We start from the raw sequence: 14,981 nt of genomic DNA, 5'->3' as shown, positions 1-14,981 counted from the left end.
TATGAAAAAACTAGTTTATTTATTCGCGCTAACTACAGTATTTATTTCGTGTAAAGACGATAAAAAAGAAATTGTTGAAGACACCAATAATGGCTTAATAACTGTAACTCCATCTCAATTCAAAAACATGGAAATGGAAATTGCTACACCAAAAGAAAGTGACTTTGATGTTACGGTTAAAGCATCTGGGAAAATTGATGCGCCACCACAAAACAAAGCTAAAATCACAACTTTTATTGGAGGATTCATTAAGTCGTCACGATTATTAGTAGGTGATAAAGTGTCGAAAGGTCAAGCGTTAGTTACCATCGAAAGTACCGAGATTGTAGACATTCAGAAAGACTATATTGAAGTAGCCGAACAAATCAATTATTTGAAATCGGAATTTGAACGTCAAAAAACACTTTATGACGAGAAAATAACGTCACAAAAAAACTACTTAAAAGCCGAAAGCGAGTATCGAAGTGCCAAAGGAAGATACCAATCGTTGCGTCAAAAGTTACTAATGTTGAATATTAATCCAACTCAAGTGGAACGTGGAAGAGTTGTGACTTCAATAACGTTGTTTTCACCCATTTCGGGTGATGTAACCGTAATGAATGCTAATGTTGGAATGTCGGTAATGCCATCAGATGTGATTTTGGAAATTGTCAACACCACAACGTTACACCTTGAAATGAAAGTGTTTGAAAAAGACATTCTATCTATTAAAGAAAACCAAACCATCAAGTTTAACGTTCCAGAAGCTTCAAAAGAGCAATTTTTTGGGAAAGTACATTTAATAGGGAAATCAATTGAAGGTAACGACAGAACCAGTAATGTACACGGTCATTTGGATGAAAATGTGAAGCAAAAATTACTGACTGGAATGTTCATCGAAGCACAAATAGTTGTGAATACTAAAAAAGGATTTGCTATACCAAAAGACGCTTTAGGCTTCGAAAACGATAAAAATTTCGTACTTTTATTGAAATCACAAGACGCCAAAGGCTATCACTTTCAAAAAGTAAATGTGGTGAAAGGTGAAAGTACCGAAGAATTAGTTGAAATCATTCCGAATAAGGAAATTAATGCTAATTCGAAACTGCTCACCAAAGGTGTTTTTGATCTAATTGATTAAATATAACTACTTAATTTTAGTACAATGAGTAAATCAAAAAAAGAAGAGAGTTCAATTACAATTGACAATTATTTAGACAGTCATTATATTCACAGAAGTAATTGGTTGCGTGCTGCTGTTTTGGGCGCCAACGATGGAATAATATCGATTTCAAGTTTAGCAATTGGTGTTGCCACAGCCAGCTCAACAAGAGAGCCTATTATTTTGGCAACTGTCGCAGGGCTTGTAGCAGGTGCATTGTCTATGGCTGCTGGCGAATACGTATCGGTGAGTTCGCAAACGGATACTGAAAAAGCGGATATTGAACGTGAAATAAAAGAATTAGAAGAAATGCCCGAAGAAGAGTTGAACATTTTAGCTCAGATTTACGAGAAACGAGGTTTAAAAAAGGAAACGGCAATGCAAGTAGCTGTTGAATTAACCGAAAAAGATGCGCTCGCAGCTCATATTAGAGACGAATTAGGAATTAATGAAATCAGTCAAGCCAATCCAATTCAGGCCGCTTTATCATCGGGTGCGGCGTTTAGTGTTGGTGGTGTATTGCCACTACTGGTTGTTCTTTTTGCACCCATAAAAAACATGGAATATTGGCTGTATGGTTCTACTTTGATTTTTCTCATGATATTAGGAAGTATGGCAGCTAAAACTGGTGGTTCAAGTAGTAAAAAGGCAATATTACGAATCACTATCTGGGGAACAATTGCTATGGTTTTGTCGGCCTTAGTTGGTTACCTATTTGGAGTTAGAGTATAAAATAGTAAATAAATAATAAATTTTGAAATTATGAATGATGCACATTGGCACATGGTAGTAAATCACTTTCCAATTATCGGGACGATATTGGGATTAGGAATTTTGATTGGCGGATTGGTTTTTAAAAACAATTCGATTAAAAACACAGCGTATTGCCTGTTTATTGTGGCAGCACTATTTTCATTCGCGAGTATGAATACCGGAGAAGGAGCAGAGGAAATTGCAGAGAAATTACCCGATGTTACGGATCAAATTATCCACGAACACGAAGAAGCTGCTGAAAAATTAGCGTTAGTTCTTTATTTCTTGGGAGCAATTTCAATTGTTGGTTTGTATTTGAATGTTAAAAAGAATGCAAAAGCAAACCTTGTTTCGTTTTTAGCTATGACTGTTGCTGCCGTAGGCGTTTTCTTAGCGCAACAAACGGGAACAACAGGTGGTGAAATTCGTCATACCGAAATTAGAGCAAATGGAACAACAACGGCAGGAGCAACCCAGTCAGAAACTGCTACTCAAGGAGAAGAAGATGATGATTAAATTATAACTGTTTCGCTATAAAACCGCTTTATTTGTCGTGATAAAGCGGTTTTTTTGTTTAATTTTGAATAAATAAAACATATGAAAAAAGTACTCTTCATCGATCGTGATGGAACCATAGTCAAAGAAGCTGCACCGCCCGATTATATTTTAAATTCATTTGACGAATTAGAATTCTACCCAGAAGTATTTCGCTATTTGGGCAAAATTGCACGTAAATTGGATTACGAATTAGTTATGGTTACCAATCAAGATGGTTTAGGAACCGATTTATTGCCCAATGACATTTTTTGGAGTATTCAGAATAAGATTATAAAATCATTTGAAAATGAAGGAATTGTATTTTCAAAAGTGTTTATTGATGATAGTTTTCCTCATGAGAACAAACCGACACGCAAACCCGGAATCGCAATGGTTATAGAATACATTAACAATCCAAACTACGATTTAGTTAATTCATTCATGATAGGAGACAGGTTAACTGATGTAGAATTTGCTAAAAATTTGGGCGCAAAAGGAATTTTTATTGATAATGATGAAGAATTAGGAGCAACAGAAATCAGCTCCAAACGAGAAGAACTCGAATCAACTATCGCTTTGCAAACCACAAGTTGGAAAGAAATCTATCAGTTTTTGAAAAAGCGTTAAGCTACTTCTTCAAATAAAATCACTTGACTTTTCAATCGTTCTATTAATAAATTCATCATCCTTTTGTTTAAGTTGGATGAATTTAGAATGTAGTCGTGGTATTCATCTAAAGTGAACATTCCAATCACAATACCTTTTAGTGAATTTCTGAACTTGATGTCGCGTTGTATTACATTTTCGATGTAACTCATCTTTTTTTCTGGTGAAAGTGTAAAGAAAACTCCTTTTTGCTTGATCGCATAATTTTTAAAAACCTCTACAAACAAATCATTTTGAAACTTTAATATCGGTCGGAGAGTAGTGTTTTGAAATCGTTCTTCAGAGCTCGAATTCTCACTTATAACGCCAATACTTCCGCCTCTTAATTCTAGAATCGCTTCGTCTTTAGTTTTCATAGCTTTAGGGTTTATGTTGCTATATAAAATTAAAAAAATAACCCCCAATTACTTGAGGGTTATTTATAAGTTATTAAGAATCGATTGTTAATTAGTCAACTTTGAAAGTTACACGTCTAACAATACGTCTTGCCTCTGGTGAATTCGGATCAACTGAAGCATCTTCACCTTCTGATTTTATTGAAATTCGATCAGCAGGAACACCGGCTTTAATCAACACATTTTTAATGCTTTCTGCACGATCATTAGCCAATTTATCGTTGTAAGCGTTGCTTCCGATTTCGTCAGCGTGACCGTAAATTTCTAACTTAGATGATGGATTCTTTCTTAAATAAGTAAGAATGAAATCAATTCCTTGTGAAGAAACATTAGTTGGTTTTGTTTTGTTAGTATCGAAGTAAGCAGATACGTAACCACCATTGATTAAGTTTCTAGCTTCGTCTGAACTATTATTATTGTTGGTAGTTGTAGACGAATTAGTTGGTAATATTCCGTTGTTTTTGAAATACGTTTCTAATTCATCAGGAACACCATTTTTGTTCAAATCAACCATTCTACCTCTTGTATCAACTGCAACTCCTGCTAATGAATTGTTCTCTTGATCTAAATAATCTGGAACACCATCTTTATCAGAATCATTCATCAATTCTTCCATTTCGCCAACACGTTTGTCAAGAGCTTCAATTTCTTCAATTTTCGGATCTTTAATAACAGCCCAATCACCGTGAATTTTATCTTTTCCGAAAGAATAAGAAAGGCCTAAACTTGCCGAAATGTATTCTCCACCTAAATTATTATCAGTATCAGAGTACGAACCATCCCAGTTAAAGTGTTGTCTGAAATTTTTCAACACACTCACGTCAAATAAAATAGAAAGTTTGTTAGCAATTCTGAATTGCGGAGTTAATCCAACTACAATTCCACCATTGTATTCATCAACACCATAATTTTGGTCATTTTCTATTACGTTTGGAGTTTTAGACGTGACTTGAGAAACATCCAAACCAGCATGGAAAAGAAAACCTAATCTACCCAATACTTCTTCTGCACCAAACAAACGATTTAAGTTGATTACACCTTCTGGTCGGAATGATAACACTTGCATTCTGAATTCTTCACTTCCTGTGTCGGGTTGATTTTTTAAATCATCATAACCAAATCTTCCTCTAACTCCAAATACAGGTGTAAACATGTAACGAGCGGCTAAAGAAAAACTATTAGCATCGACACCTCCAAATAAGCTTCCAGAATCGCTCGAGAAGTATCCTTTTTGATACGGTCTAAGTCCTTTTCCTTGACCAACAGTAGCTTCTAAAGTCCATCTGTTGTAGGTTTGGCTATCAACTGCTTCGTCCTCTTTTTTTTCTGTTTCCTGAGAATACACATAGCCTGAAGAAGCTAATAATAACAGTAGTAAAGTAATTTTTTTCATTATATAAATATGGGTTTATCCTATTAATAACCCGCAAATATACTATAATTAAGCATTTAAACAATTAAAACGTCAAAAAACTGTTAAAATTAGTGTTGAATTTGGTAAAGTTTATGTCTATAAAATGCAATTTTATCAGTAATTTTGCCTAAATTCTTACATAAAATTATGCGATTTCATACCAGAAAATGGGTTAAGCCCGAAGATTTAAATCCGAATAGTACTTTATTTGGAGGTCGATTGTTGGCTTGGATTGATGAGGAAATAGCCTTGTATTCGATCATACAATTGGAAAGTCCGAGAATTGTAACCAAACACATGTCGGAAATCAATTTTAGAAGTTCGGCCAAGCAAGGCGATATTGTTGAAATTGGTATTGATGTGGTGAAATTTGGAACAACATCGCTGACATTGATGTGCGAAGTGCGCAACATGATGACCAAAGAAACCATCATTACGATTGATACAATAACAATGGTAAGTGTTGATTTGAATGGAAAACCACATCCACACGGGAAAACAAAAATCGAATTTGTTGAAGATCGATTGAAAATGCGTTAGTCCACAATCGTGTTTTTATCTGTTGAAAGTTCGAAAATTTCCAAATCAAAATACACTGTTGAAGCAATAATGTGATCAAAAATATCGGCCATGATGTATTCGTATTGCTCAAAACGTTGGTCTTTTGAAAAAGTGTAAATTTCCAATGGAATTCCTTGTGATGTAGGTTGCAACTGACGACACAACAAAATCATGTCTTTGTTCAAACCAGGATAATTTTCCAAATAACTCGTGATGTATTTTCGGAACAAACCAAAATTTGTCATGTTTCTTCCGTTAATCGAAAGTGATTTATCGATCTTATTGGCTGCATTGAACTTGTTGATTTCTTCTTGTCGAGTGTCAATATAATTTGAAATCAACTGGATTTGTTTCATTTTCTGCAATTCTTCTTCTTTCAAAAAACGAATACTTTTTCCTTTGATTAAGATGTATCTTTTGATTCGTCTTCCGTCTGAATCCAACATTCCGCGCCAGTTTCTAAACGAATCGGATATTAAGCTGTAAGTCGGAATCGTAGTAGTCGTATTATCAAAATTGCGCACCTTTACCGTTGCCAAATTGATTTCAATCACATCGCCATCGGCTCCGTATTTATCAAATGTAATCCAATCGCCTATTCGAACCATATCGTTTAGCGAAACTTGCACACTGGCTACAAATCCTAAAATAGTATCTCTAAAAACCAAAATAATAATTGCCGACAAAGCTCCCATTGAAGCCAACAATGTGTTGGTTGTGATGTCGAAGATTTTAGAAATGATAACTCCAGTGGCAAAAATCCAAAGCACAATCATAATTACTTGAATGTAACTATCGATGGGTTTATCACTAAATCTAGGCTGATCTTTCAAATAATCTCGAAAGGCTTTCATCACACTTCGAATGATCCAAAGTGAAAGTAAAATAATATAAATTCCTACCATTTTACCAAAAACCGATTCCCAATATACATAGTCATCCAAAATAATCGGTACTGATTTGTAAATGAATAAAAACGGAATCAGGTGAGCAATGTACTTTGCTGTTTGATTGGAAACCAACAAATCATCAAAATGCGTTTTGGTTTTTTTGGCTACAACAGCCATTACTGTCACTAGTACAATTCGAAAAACAACATAAATAAGATAGGCGAGAACACACAAAAGGACGATGTTCAGCAACAAACTTATATATGAAGCTAAAGTATCTCCAAAACCAATTTTTCTCAGTAATGGATAAATCCAATTGAATATACTCTGTAAAATTTTATGCATTTTTCAGGTACTTTTTCTCTATATAAAAGGTTCCGAATGGTATAAAAGAAGCCAATTGCACCACAAAAAAATCTTTTAACGACCAGTTTTGTTCTTTCTTTATTAAAACAGCCAAAATAACATAGCCAATAAAAAGAACTCCATGCGCCATGCCAATTGGGAATAATAACGTTTTGTATAAATCCATGTTATTAGGCTTGATAAACAACATATTGACTAATAAAACTAGATAGGAAATACCTTCTGAAATTGCTGTAAACTTAAAAATCTTGCTCATACACTAAATTTGAAAGGCAAAATTAAGTAATAACATTTACATTAAAACAACAAACTGAGTTACTTTTGCACTAATTTAACCATTATGAGTAAACGCGACCTAAAGAACTACATAAACCAACTTACCAAGGAACAATTGGAAGAACAGTTGGTCGAATTGTACGATAAGTTCAAAGACGTCAAAGTCTATTATGATTTTGTATTTCGTCCCAATGAAACTAATTTGGTTAAAGATGCGAAACTCAAAATTTCAAACGAATATTATCCCGTTCGAGCTAAAAGACCTAAAATGCGTCGTTCGGTGGCGCAGAAATTCATCAAACATTTTATAGTATTGGGAGTTGATCCTTTCTTGATTGCCGATGTAATGCTGTATACTATCGAAATTGCTCAAACACTTTCCTCTGAAAGAGAGATCAAACAAGAAGCTTTTTATAAAAGTATGCTGAACTCGTTCGAGCAAGCCATAGCGTTTATGATTGAAAAGGGAATTTTAAGCGAATTTAAGAGTAGAGTAGTGGCTATTAGCGCTGAAACGCTGGTGCAAAATTGGATGAATCATTACGAATTCAATGCCATTATAGAACGGTTTGATTATTAAATTTACATTAAATAGTTAAATTATACTCGACAAAGTCTTTTTTAGAGTACTTTTGCAAAATTGTAAAAATGCTATGTCAAAAAAGGATATTCTTGTCGAAATTGAAGAAAGAAAGGAGCTTTATGGCTACCAGAAAGGCGATATTGACAAAATATTTGACCGATTAGACAATCAACCTCATAATTATCATTTACTGTATCAATTGCCAACTGGCGGTGGAAAAACGGTTATTTTCTCTGAAATCACAAGGCGTTATTTAGAACAACACAATAAAAAAGTGGTTGTTTTAACGCACCGAATCGAATTGTGCAAGCAGACTTCCAAAATGCTCAAAGGTTTTGATGTTAAAAACAAAATCATTAATAGTTCGATTAAAGACTTACCCGATCAAGAAGAATACTCGTGTTTTGTGGCGATGATTGAAACGCTTAAAAACCGCTTAAACGACGAAAAATTAGAAATACAAGATGTTGGTTTAGTGATTATTGACGAAGCTCACTTCAATTCATTTAGAAAGTTATTCAGTGCTTTTAAAAATGCATTCATATTGGGTGTAACGGCAACGCCATTGAGTTCGAATATCAAATTGCCGATGTACGAAAACTACGATGAATTAATTGTAGGTGATACCATTCAGAACTTAATTGACAAAGGATTTTTGGCTAAAGCCACAACCTACAGTTATGATGTTGGTTTGACGTCACTGAAAGTCGGAATTAACGGTGATTATACCGTAAAATCGTCCGATGATTTGTACAGTAATATGATCATGCAAGAGAAATTGTTGCATGCTTACACTGAAAAATCTTTGGGAAAAAAGACGCTTATTTTTAACAACGGAATCAACACATCATTGCATGTTTATGAGAGTTTTAGGCATGCAGGCTACAACATTCGACACTTAGACAATACCACATCCAACGAAGATCGAAAAGAAATTCTGCAATGGTTTAAGAAAACTCCCGATGCGATTTTAACATCGGTCGGAATTTTAACCACCGGATTTGATGAACCTACAGTTGAAAGCATCATTTTAAATCGTGCTACCAAGTCGTTAACGCTTTATTTTCAGATGATTGGACGTGGTTCTCGACGTTTACCTCACAAAGACAGTTTTACGGTTATTGATTTGGGAAACAATGCTTTACGATTTGGTTTATGGAATAATCCTGTGGATTGGCAGCACATTTTTAAATCGCCCGAATATTACTTAGAAAGCTTGCGTGATGATGCCGAAATTGAAGCTAATTTTAAATACGTAATGCCGGATGCTTTGCGAAAGAAATTTTCAAAAACAGACGATATTTTTATGGATGTTCACGAAGAATTCAAATACACCGTAAAAAACAATCTCAAAGCCAAAACGATTATTGAAAAATCGCTGAAACAGCATGCAACGATGTGCGTTGAAAATACGGAAGAATTATCAGACGCACGAAAATTAGCCAAAGAATTAAACGACGATATTGAATACCGAATCAAACAATATTGTATTTGCTTAGGAAACGTTACCAAAAACTACCGCAGTTGGCTGACTGAAGATTACACTCAGAAACTTACTATTGAGATTGGAAGAATCTATCGTTTAAAAATCTTAGAAGAACTGTAAATAGTGATTGCATATGTTTTTATGAATTAATACATTTGCACTATAATTTATATTATGTAAAATAGATTTTTTTCAAAGGCAAGATATATAAGAGCTTTTTTTATTATTTATTTCGATAGCGTACTACTCCAATTACAATACACGAAATGATTCCGAAGAACAAAGTCAATAGCAAAGAATTGATTGCTACTTTAGAATATCCAAGTTCCAAAACATTCACAAATGGATACGGATAATAATTGACAAAATGTCCGCGAATTAAAATGACAATCAAATAAATCATTGGATACAACAACCAATTAAAGAATGATTTCCATTTAATTGTATTGGATTCAATTGAAAAATACCAATACAGTATAAATACAATCGGAATAATTAAATGCAACATTTCGTCTACAACTCGTTGCAGTCCTGTTGGTTCCCAAATAAAACGCAAAACGGTGTTGTATACAAACCCAACAACAAATATGTAAACTGCTGTTGATGAAATAGTATTAAATCGTGTAAAAAAGGAAAAACTGTTTTTAGGTTGCAGCCATAATGCGGTAAATACAATCGCAACTAGAATATTAGTTAGTATGGTGAAAAAAGTAAAAAATCTAAAAACTGCTTCTACTACATTGGTCGTTCGTGCTCCAAGTAATAAAACAAACTGAGCAATTATCGTTGTCCAACTGAAGATTGCAAACCAAAATTCTTTTGTGACTGCTTTCATAAAAAACGATTAGAAATGTAAATTTAATTAAAAAAAATAAGGTTTGTAGTAGTAAATTGATACGATGGTATTAGATTTCAATTTTTTATCTTATTACCTTTGCGCTTTGATTGATTATTCCTATTTTTATACAAATAACATTGACTATGAGTAACGCTATTTCTCAACGTGTAGCCGATTTTTTAAAAGAATACGAACCTTTTAGTTTTTTGTCGTACGACGATTTAATTAAAATCACCTTAACCATTCGCGTCATCAATTTGGAAAAGCACAAAACCTTGTTTCAAATCAACGATGCCTTACACGATTCTTTTTATGTAGTGGCTTCTGGTGCAGTTCATCTTACGGTGATTTCGGATGCAGATGAATCGCTATTGAACAAATGTTATCCTGGCGATATTTTTGGTTTACGTCCGTTTTTTGCTAAAAATAACTATCAAATGAATGCTAAAGCACGTGAAGAAAGCATTTTGTACGCCATTCCTATTGAAACGTTTAAGCCTTACGTAGCGCAAAACCCTGAAGTATTGAACTTTCTATTGGAAAGTTTTGCAACCAATTCTAAAAATCCTGCTGATAAATACAACAATAAATTGATTTCGGATAATGTGGTTTCTGATACGCAATCGGATACACTCTACTTCCAGTCGCTGAATTATTCTAAAAGTCCAGTTAAAGTAACTGCTTCCACTAAAATAAAGGAAGTTGCTACTTTAATGACGGAGAATTTAATGAATAGTGCTCTAATTTCAGACAATAATCAACCCATCGGAATTGTAACCGATACCGATTTCAGAACTAAAGTTGCCACGGGAAAAGTCGAAATTTCACAACCCATAAACTCCATCATGGCCTCACCTGTCGTGACGGTTTCTGAGAACATTTCGGTTGCCGAAGCGCAGTTAATCATGCTGAAACATGGCGTGACGCATTTGTGTGTAACTTTTGATGGAACCGACAAATCGGATATTAAAGGCGTGATTTCAGAGCACGATTTGGTAGTTGCACAAGCGAGTAATCCCGGAATTCTTCTCAAAGAAATAAAGCGTTCACAGAGTGCAAAAGATTTGAAACAAGTTCGTGATAAACTATCCGAAATCGTACAAACTTCGTTAGAAAAAAACATTCCGCTTACTCATATTAATAGTATTAGTGGCGAAATTACGTTGGCTATTGTTAAAAGAGCGGTCGAATTAGCTATCCTCGATTTAGGATCGCCTCCTGCCCGATTCGCTTGGTTGAGTATTGGAAGTCAAGGCCGAAAAGAGCAAACGCTACTCACCGATCAAGACAGTATTTTGGTTTTTGAAGATGTTGCCGCCGATAAATATCGTGATGTCAAAGATTACTTCATAAAATTGGCAAAAAAAGCTACTTCTACTCTCGAAAAAGTGGGTTATTCAAATTGTCCACAAAATCATATGGCAAGCAATTTGTTATGGTGTAAGTCGTTGTCTGACTGGATCAAACAATACAATAATTGGATGAATACTCCAGGTGAAGTTTCCAATGAAATTAGCAGTGTTTTCTTTGATTATGATTTGGCTTTTGGTGAACAGCAATTGGAAGATGCGATTACCGAAACGATATTCAGAAACGTCAAAAATAATGCTCTTTTCTTTGATTATTTGGGCAATGACGCTTTGAAAAAACCAGCACCACTAAACTTCTTTAAAAAGTTCAATTTGGAAGAAGAAGGCGAAAACAAAGGGAAATTCGACATCAAAAACAGAGCTATTATGCCGTTGATTGATGGTGCGCGCATCATGACGTTAAGTCTGACCATCAGAGGAATTAACAATACGTTTTTGCGTTTCAAACAATTGGCTATTTCTGATCCGAAACACGCTGAAATTTACTTGAATTGCGCCGAAGCATTTCTCAGTTTATCTAAGTTTAGAACTGTAAACGGAATCAAAAATGATTCGGATGGTCAATTTATTAATATTGAAGAGCTTTCTAAATCGGATAAAGAAAAACTCAAAAATGCTTTCGCACCGATGGAAGATTTAGAGGAATTAATTAAAGACCGTTTTCAACTCACTCAATTTTCATAATCATGCTTGATTGGTTAAAAAACATCAATAAACCGTATCCAGAGTTTTACAAAAACTACTTGTCTAAATTTGAAAAAAAATCAAACCGATTTGTAGCAATAAGTATAGAAACAACTGGCTTGAATGTTGAAAAAGATGTCATTCTATCTTTTGGTTGTGTAGCAGTCATCAACGATACAATCATTGTTGGTGATGCATTCGAAATTGCCATTCCGCAATACAAATACCTTCATGATAACGGAATCACCAACGATTTCATCATCGAAAGTAGTATTCCGAAATTAGCCGAACCGGCAGCAATTGAAAAACTTTTGGAATACCTTGGTAATGCCACTCTAATTGGTCATCGGATTCATTTTGATATTGAAATGCTCAACGAAGCCTTGTCAAAATTAGAATGCGGTCGTATTAAAAACGAAGCATTGGATATTGAAGTAATGCATAGAAAATTATTGGATATTACGGACAAAAGTTTTTCTTTAGACGAATTGAGTACGGCTTATAAAATACCTAAAGCCGAGCGAATTACAGCTTCAGATGATGCTTACACTATTGCGTTACTGTTTTTAAAGTTAAAATCTCGCTTGGGAATTTCGCTGCAGTAATTTTTGATACATAATTTTAGTAGTATGAAACGGCTTATAAATTTAAGTTTACTGATAACATTTCTATTTTGTTACTTAGAATGGCCACCTAATAATTCTATGTTTGTTTTTCAAGGTGAATATGAGATTTTCACCAACACTAAAAACTGGGTTAGTAATTTCACACATCCATTGATTTTACTGGGATTATTAGCGCAACTGATTTTAATTTATGCTGTCATTAACCCTAAAATCAATACGAAACTAAATCATTTAGGTGTAGCAGTTTTAACTCCAATTGTTCTTTTGTTTTTTGTGGTTGGATTGTTGTCTTTCAATTTTAAAATTATGGCATCAACATTACCCTTTTTGATTTTGGTAGTTTATTATGTTGTGCAAGCAAAAAGAAAACAATTACAGTAGAAGCTTTTTAAATCAGCGTAATGATTCTCTCAAATCTACCGTGATGCGTTATGGATAATTGCTTTTTTATTGAATCGGATGATTCTAAATAATACGGAATTCCATCTTCTTTTATGATAACTGAAGGTCGAGAAATACCTTGAATTTTATTAAAATCATTGCTGTTCAAAACGGCTTCGCTGTAAATGAACTCGGAAGTGATTGTTGTTTTGGTGAAATAAACTTGATCATCAAAAATAACTTTTCCATCATCCAAACATTCCAACTGAATGGGATTGAATTTTCGAATGCCTGTTGTACGATTGAAAATTTTGTAAACGGCTTCCTTTCTACTCCATAAATTCCAAACCATAATTTCTGGATTGATGGATGAATGAATCATAAGTTGCTCATCTGAAGTAAAAAGTTTGTTTAAAAAACCGTTCCGCTTCCAATTGCTCTCTTTTTGTGCTAAAGCCAAATCTACAATATCATTTCCAATCATTTTTTTTCGGCTAATTTGGTGTTTATTATCTCTAAAGCAGCCTTAATCGTCAGCATTTTTTCCATTGATTGATTGTCTATTTCGATGTCAAATGCTTCTTCAGTATCCAAAACTATATCAACCAAATTGGCCGAATTTATTTGCAAATCGGTAATAAAGTCAGTTTCTTCATTAAGATTCATGAACGCTTCTTCATTTTTTACAAACGGTTTTACAATTGATTTCAATTGTTCTAAAATTTCTTCTTGATTCATGATTTGTTGTATTTTTTAAAAATTACACATCCATTGACGTCACCAAAACCAAAACTGGCTTTGGCTACAATTGCGATTTCTTTTTGGATTAATTGGTGTGGAATTCTAGATTCTGATACTAATGCAGCAATTTCAGGATGTAAATCTTCGCAATTGGTATTCGGAAAAATAAATCGGTGGTGAATTTGCAATACTGTAGCGATACTTTCAATGCTACCTGCAGCAGAAAGACAATGGCCAACCATCGATTTCAGTGAATTGATATACGGAAAATCGGCTCCACTCCTATTCAACGCTTCCGCCCAATTTTTGATTTCTAAACTGTCTTTGGATGTAGCGGTTAAATGACCGTTTATAGCATCAATATCGATAGCTGAAATTTGAGCATTTTTTATGGCATCAACAATGCATTTTTGCACTGCAACCGAATTGGGCGCTGTCATTGTACCTTCTCCACGTTGTCCACCCGAATTGATGTTTCCACCTAAAACTTCGGCGTAAATTTTGGCTCCGCGATTCAAAGCTGTTTCTAAATCTTCCAAAATCAATGCTCCTGCTCCACTTCCTGGCACAAATCCAGAAGCTGAGGCACTCATAGGACGCGAACCTTTTTCGGGTTCATGATTGTGTTTGAACGTACACACTCTCATCGCATCAAATCCACCCCAAATATAAGGTCCGGAGTCACTTGTGCTTCCCGCAATGATTCGCTTTGCTTGTCCGGATTGTATTCGATCAAAAGCCATCAAAATACTTTCAGTTCCTGTGGTACATGCCGATGAATTAGTAGTCACTTGATTTCCTAAGCCTAATTTTCCACCTATATAAGCACTTACTCCCGAATTCATTGTTTGCGCTACTGCAGTACTTCCTAGTTTTCGAGTTTGAAAATCGTCAATTTTGTAAATGCTTTCTCTGAATTTATCAATTCCGGATGTTCCAGTTCCAAAAATCACACCTGAATCCCAATCTGGACTTTCGTTATTATCAACAGTTAATCCCGCGTCATTCCATGCATCGAGAGCTGCGATGACTCCGTATAAAATTCCAGATGAATTGAAATTGCGCAATTCTAATTCAGAGAAATACTTCAACGCCAATTCAGTAGAAACTTCAGGCGTTCCAGCTATTTGACACGAAAATTGAAGACGCTCCAACTCAGCATCGTGTTTGATTCCAGATGTGCCCAATTGTATAGAATGGGTAAATTCGTCGAGCCCAATTCCGTTGGGAGCAACTACACCTAATCCTGTTATGACGACTCTATTTTTCAAAA

General features: G+C 34.6%; 17 protein-coding genes and 1 pseudogene. 10 read left to right on the top strand and 8 right to left on the bottom strand.

What is annotated here, in order from left to right; genetic code table 11:
* The first annotated feature begins 1 nt into the window (after position 1).
* The 4 genes and pseudogenes from VK161_RS12155 to hisB all read left to right on the top strand — a co-directional run.
* On the top strand, positions 2-1,120 hold the full coding sequence (locus VK161_RS12155; RefSeq protein ID WP_324215052.1) for an efflux RND transporter periplasmic adaptor subunit: 1,119 nt from the start codon (positions 2-4) through the stop codon (positions 1,118-1,120).
* A gap of 24 nt (positions 1,121-1,144) precedes the next feature.
* Positions 1,145-1,873 (top strand): VIT family protein, encoded by a 729-nt coding sequence (locus tag VK161_RS12150; protein WP_324215051.1) that lies wholly within the window; start codon positions 1,145-1,147, stop codon positions 1,871-1,873.
* Positions 1,874-1,903: 30 nt separating this feature from the next.
* Entirely contained in the window at positions 1,904-2,410 is a 507-nt protein-coding gene (locus VK161_RS12145; RefSeq protein ID WP_324215050.1) for a hypothetical protein, read from the top strand.
* A gap of 81 nt (positions 2,411-2,491) precedes the next feature.
* Positions 2,492-3,049 (top strand): annotated as a pseudogene (gene hisB / locus VK161_RS12140) (histidinol-phosphatase); the annotation flags it as partial.
* 5 nt (positions 3,050-3,054) lie between these two features.
* Here hisB and VK161_RS12135 read toward each other — a convergent pair.
* Together VK161_RS12135 and VK161_RS12130 are read right to left on the bottom strand one after the other, a co-directional pair.
* Complete coding sequence (locus tag VK161_RS12135) at positions 3,055-3,453, bottom strand: glyoxalase (protein WP_324215049.1); 399 nt, start codon at positions 3,451-3,453, stop codon at positions 3,055-3,057.
* 91 nt (positions 3,454-3,544) lie between these two features.
* Positions 3,545-4,885, bottom strand: a complete 1,341-nt coding sequence (locus VK161_RS12130; protein ID WP_324215048.1) for an OmpA family protein — start codon at positions 4,883-4,885, stop codon at positions 3,545-3,547.
* A 168-nt stretch (positions 4,886-5,053) separates the two neighbouring features.
* Between VK161_RS12130 and VK161_RS12125 the strand changes: the two genes are divergently transcribed.
* The gene (locus tag VK161_RS12125; protein WP_324215047.1) at positions 5,054-5,446 is read left to right on the top strand and encodes an acyl-CoA thioesterase; all 393 of its coding nucleotides are present in this window, start codon (positions 5,054-5,056) and stop codon (positions 5,444-5,446) included.
* Here VK161_RS12125 and VK161_RS12120 read toward each other — a convergent pair.
* Both VK161_RS12120 and VK161_RS12115 read right to left on the bottom strand, forming a co-directional pair.
* Positions 5,443-6,702, bottom strand: a complete 1,260-nt coding sequence (locus tag VK161_RS12120) for a mechanosensitive ion channel family protein (protein WP_324215046.1) — start codon at positions 6,700-6,702, stop codon at positions 5,443-5,445. The two genes, VK161_RS12125 and VK161_RS12120, sit on opposite strands and share 4 nt — an antisense overlap.
* Positions 6,695-6,979 carry a DUF3817 domain-containing protein gene (locus tag VK161_RS12115; RefSeq protein ID WP_324215045.1) on the bottom strand — a complete coding sequence of 95 codons (285 nt, stop codon included), beginning with the start codon at positions 6,977-6,979 and terminating at the stop codon, positions 6,695-6,697. The genes VK161_RS12120 and VK161_RS12115 overlap by 8 nt, the downstream gene beginning before the upstream one ends.
* Positions 6,980-7,063: 84 nt before the next feature.
* On the opposite strand from VK161_RS12115, the gene VK161_RS12110 reads away from it, so the two are divergent.
* Both VK161_RS12110 and VK161_RS12105 read left to right on the top strand, forming a co-directional pair.
* On the top strand, positions 7,064-7,579 hold the full coding sequence (locus tag VK161_RS12110) for a DUF6155 family protein (RefSeq protein ID WP_324215044.1): 516 nt from the start codon (positions 7,064-7,066) through the stop codon (positions 7,577-7,579).
* A 73-nt stretch (positions 7,580-7,652) separates the two neighbouring features.
* Positions 7,653-9,188, top strand: coding sequence for a DEAD/DEAH box helicase (locus tag VK161_RS12105; RefSeq protein ID WP_324215043.1), 1,536 nt, complete (start codon positions 7,653-7,655; stop codon positions 9,186-9,188).
* A 103-nt stretch (positions 9,189-9,291) separates the two neighbouring features.
* Here the strand turns inward: VK161_RS12105 and VK161_RS12100 are convergent, their stop codons facing one another.
* Complete coding sequence (locus VK161_RS12100; RefSeq protein WP_324215042.1) at positions 9,292-9,903, bottom strand: Pr6Pr family membrane protein; 612 nt, start codon at positions 9,901-9,903, stop codon at positions 9,292-9,294.
* A gap of 146 nt (positions 9,904-10,049) precedes the next feature.
* On the opposite strand from VK161_RS12100, the gene VK161_RS12095 reads away from it, so the two are divergent.
* Genes VK161_RS12095 through VK161_RS12085 form a run of 3 tightly spaced genes read left to right on the top strand, consistent with a single transcriptional unit; the run spans position 10,050 to position 12,967 of the window.
* The gene (locus VK161_RS12095; protein ID WP_324215041.1) at positions 10,050-11,960 is read left to right on the top strand and encodes a DUF294 nucleotidyltransferase-like domain-containing protein; all 1,911 of its coding nucleotides are present in this window, start codon (positions 10,050-10,052) and stop codon (positions 11,958-11,960) included.
* Between the two features lie 2 nt (positions 11,961-11,962).
* A complete protein-coding gene (locus tag VK161_RS12090) occupies positions 11,963-12,565 on the top strand; it encodes a 3'-5' exonuclease (RefSeq protein ID WP_324215040.1) in 603 nt (200 codons plus the stop codon).
* Between the two features lie 24 nt (positions 12,566-12,589).
* A complete protein-coding gene (locus VK161_RS12085; RefSeq protein ID WP_324215039.1) occupies positions 12,590-12,967 on the top strand; it encodes a hypothetical protein in 378 nt (125 codons plus the stop codon).
* A 7-nt stretch (positions 12,968-12,974) separates the two neighbouring features.
* On the opposite strand, the gene VK161_RS12080 is transcribed toward VK161_RS12085, so the two are convergent.
* The 3 genes from VK161_RS12080 to VK161_RS12070 are packed head-to-tail and all read right to left on the bottom strand — an operon-like array spanning position 12,975 to position 14,979.
* The gene (locus VK161_RS12080; RefSeq protein ID WP_324215038.1) at positions 12,975-13,451 is read right to left on the bottom strand and encodes a 4'-phosphopantetheinyl transferase superfamily protein; all 477 of its coding nucleotides are present in this window, start codon (positions 13,449-13,451) and stop codon (positions 12,975-12,977) included.
* Positions 13,448-13,705: an acyl carrier protein gene (locus VK161_RS12075; protein ID WP_324215037.1), complete on the bottom strand. Its 258-nt coding sequence runs from the start codon at positions 13,703-13,705 to the stop codon at positions 13,448-13,450. Before VK161_RS12075 ends, VK161_RS12080 begins: the two co-directional genes overlap by 4 nt.
* The gene (locus VK161_RS12070) at positions 13,702-14,979 is read right to left on the bottom strand and encodes a beta-ketoacyl-[acyl-carrier-protein] synthase family protein (RefSeq protein WP_324215036.1); all 1,278 of its coding nucleotides are present in this window, start codon (positions 14,977-14,979) and stop codon (positions 13,702-13,704) included. Before VK161_RS12070 ends, VK161_RS12075 begins: the two co-directional genes overlap by 4 nt.
* Positions 14,980-14,981: the final 2 nt, after the last annotated feature.

The sequence above is a fragment of the Flavobacterium sp. genome, assembly GCF_035299245.1.
In the GTDB taxonomy this organism is placed as follows: domain Bacteria; phylum Bacteroidota; class Bacteroidia; order Flavobacteriales; family Flavobacteriaceae; genus Flavobacterium.
This window is presented reverse-complemented; position numbering and strand designations above follow the sequence as displayed.

Excerpts from the sequence above, each read along its gene's own strand:
- VK161_RS12105 (WP_324215043.1), top strand. The coding sequence starts at position 7,653 with ATGTCAAAAAAGGATATTCTTGTCGAAATTGAAGAAAGAAAGGAGCTT.
- VK161_RS12110 (WP_324215044.1), top strand. The coding sequence starts at position 7,064 with ATGAGTAAACGCGACCTAAAGAACTACATAAACCAACTTACCAAGGAA.
- VK161_RS12150 (WP_324215051.1), top strand. The coding sequence starts at position 1,145 with ATGAGTAAATCAAAAAAAGAAGAGAGTTCAATTACAATTGACAATTAT.
- VK161_RS12075 (WP_324215037.1), bottom strand. The coding sequence starts at position 13,705 with ATGAATCAAGAAGAAATTTTAGAACAATTGAAATCAATTGTAAAACCG.
- VK161_RS12145 (WP_324215050.1), top strand. The coding sequence starts at position 1,904 with ATGAATGATGCACATTGGCACATGGTAGTAAATCACTTTCCAATTATC.
- VK161_RS12090 (WP_324215040.1), top strand. The coding sequence starts at position 11,963 with ATGCTTGATTGGTTAAAAAACATCAATAAACCGTATCCAGAGTTTTAC.
- VK161_RS12155 (WP_324215052.1), top strand. The coding sequence starts at position 2 with ATGAAAAAACTAGTTTATTTATTCGCGCTAACTACAGTATTTATTTCG.
- VK161_RS12115 (WP_324215045.1), bottom strand. The coding sequence starts at position 6,979 with ATGAGCAAGATTTTTAAGTTTACAGCAATTTCAGAAGGTATTTCCTAT.
- VK161_RS12100 (WP_324215042.1), bottom strand. The coding sequence starts at position 9,903 with ATGAAAGCAGTCACAAAAGAATTTTGGTTTGCAATCTTCAGTTGGACA.
- VK161_RS12120 (WP_324215046.1), bottom strand. The coding sequence starts at position 6,702 with ATGCATAAAATTTTACAGAGTATATTCAATTGGATTTATCCATTACTG.
- VK161_RS12080 (WP_324215038.1), bottom strand. The coding sequence starts at position 13,451 with ATGATTGGAAATGATATTGTAGATTTGGCTTTAGCACAAAAAGAGAGC.
- VK161_RS12085 (WP_324215039.1), top strand. The coding sequence starts at position 12,590 with ATGAAACGGCTTATAAATTTAAGTTTACTGATAACATTTCTATTTTGT.
- VK161_RS12135 (WP_324215049.1), bottom strand. The coding sequence starts at position 3,453 with ATGAAAACTAAAGACGAAGCGATTCTAGAATTAAGAGGCGGAAGTATT.
- VK161_RS12095 (WP_324215041.1), top strand. The coding sequence starts at position 10,050 with ATGAGTAACGCTATTTCTCAACGTGTAGCCGATTTTTTAAAAGAATAC.
- VK161_RS12125 (WP_324215047.1), top strand. The coding sequence starts at position 5,054 with ATGCGATTTCATACCAGAAAATGGGTTAAGCCCGAAGATTTAAATCCG.
- VK161_RS12130 (WP_324215048.1), bottom strand. The coding sequence starts at position 4,885 with ATGAAAAAAATTACTTTACTACTGTTATTATTAGCTTCTTCAGGCTAT.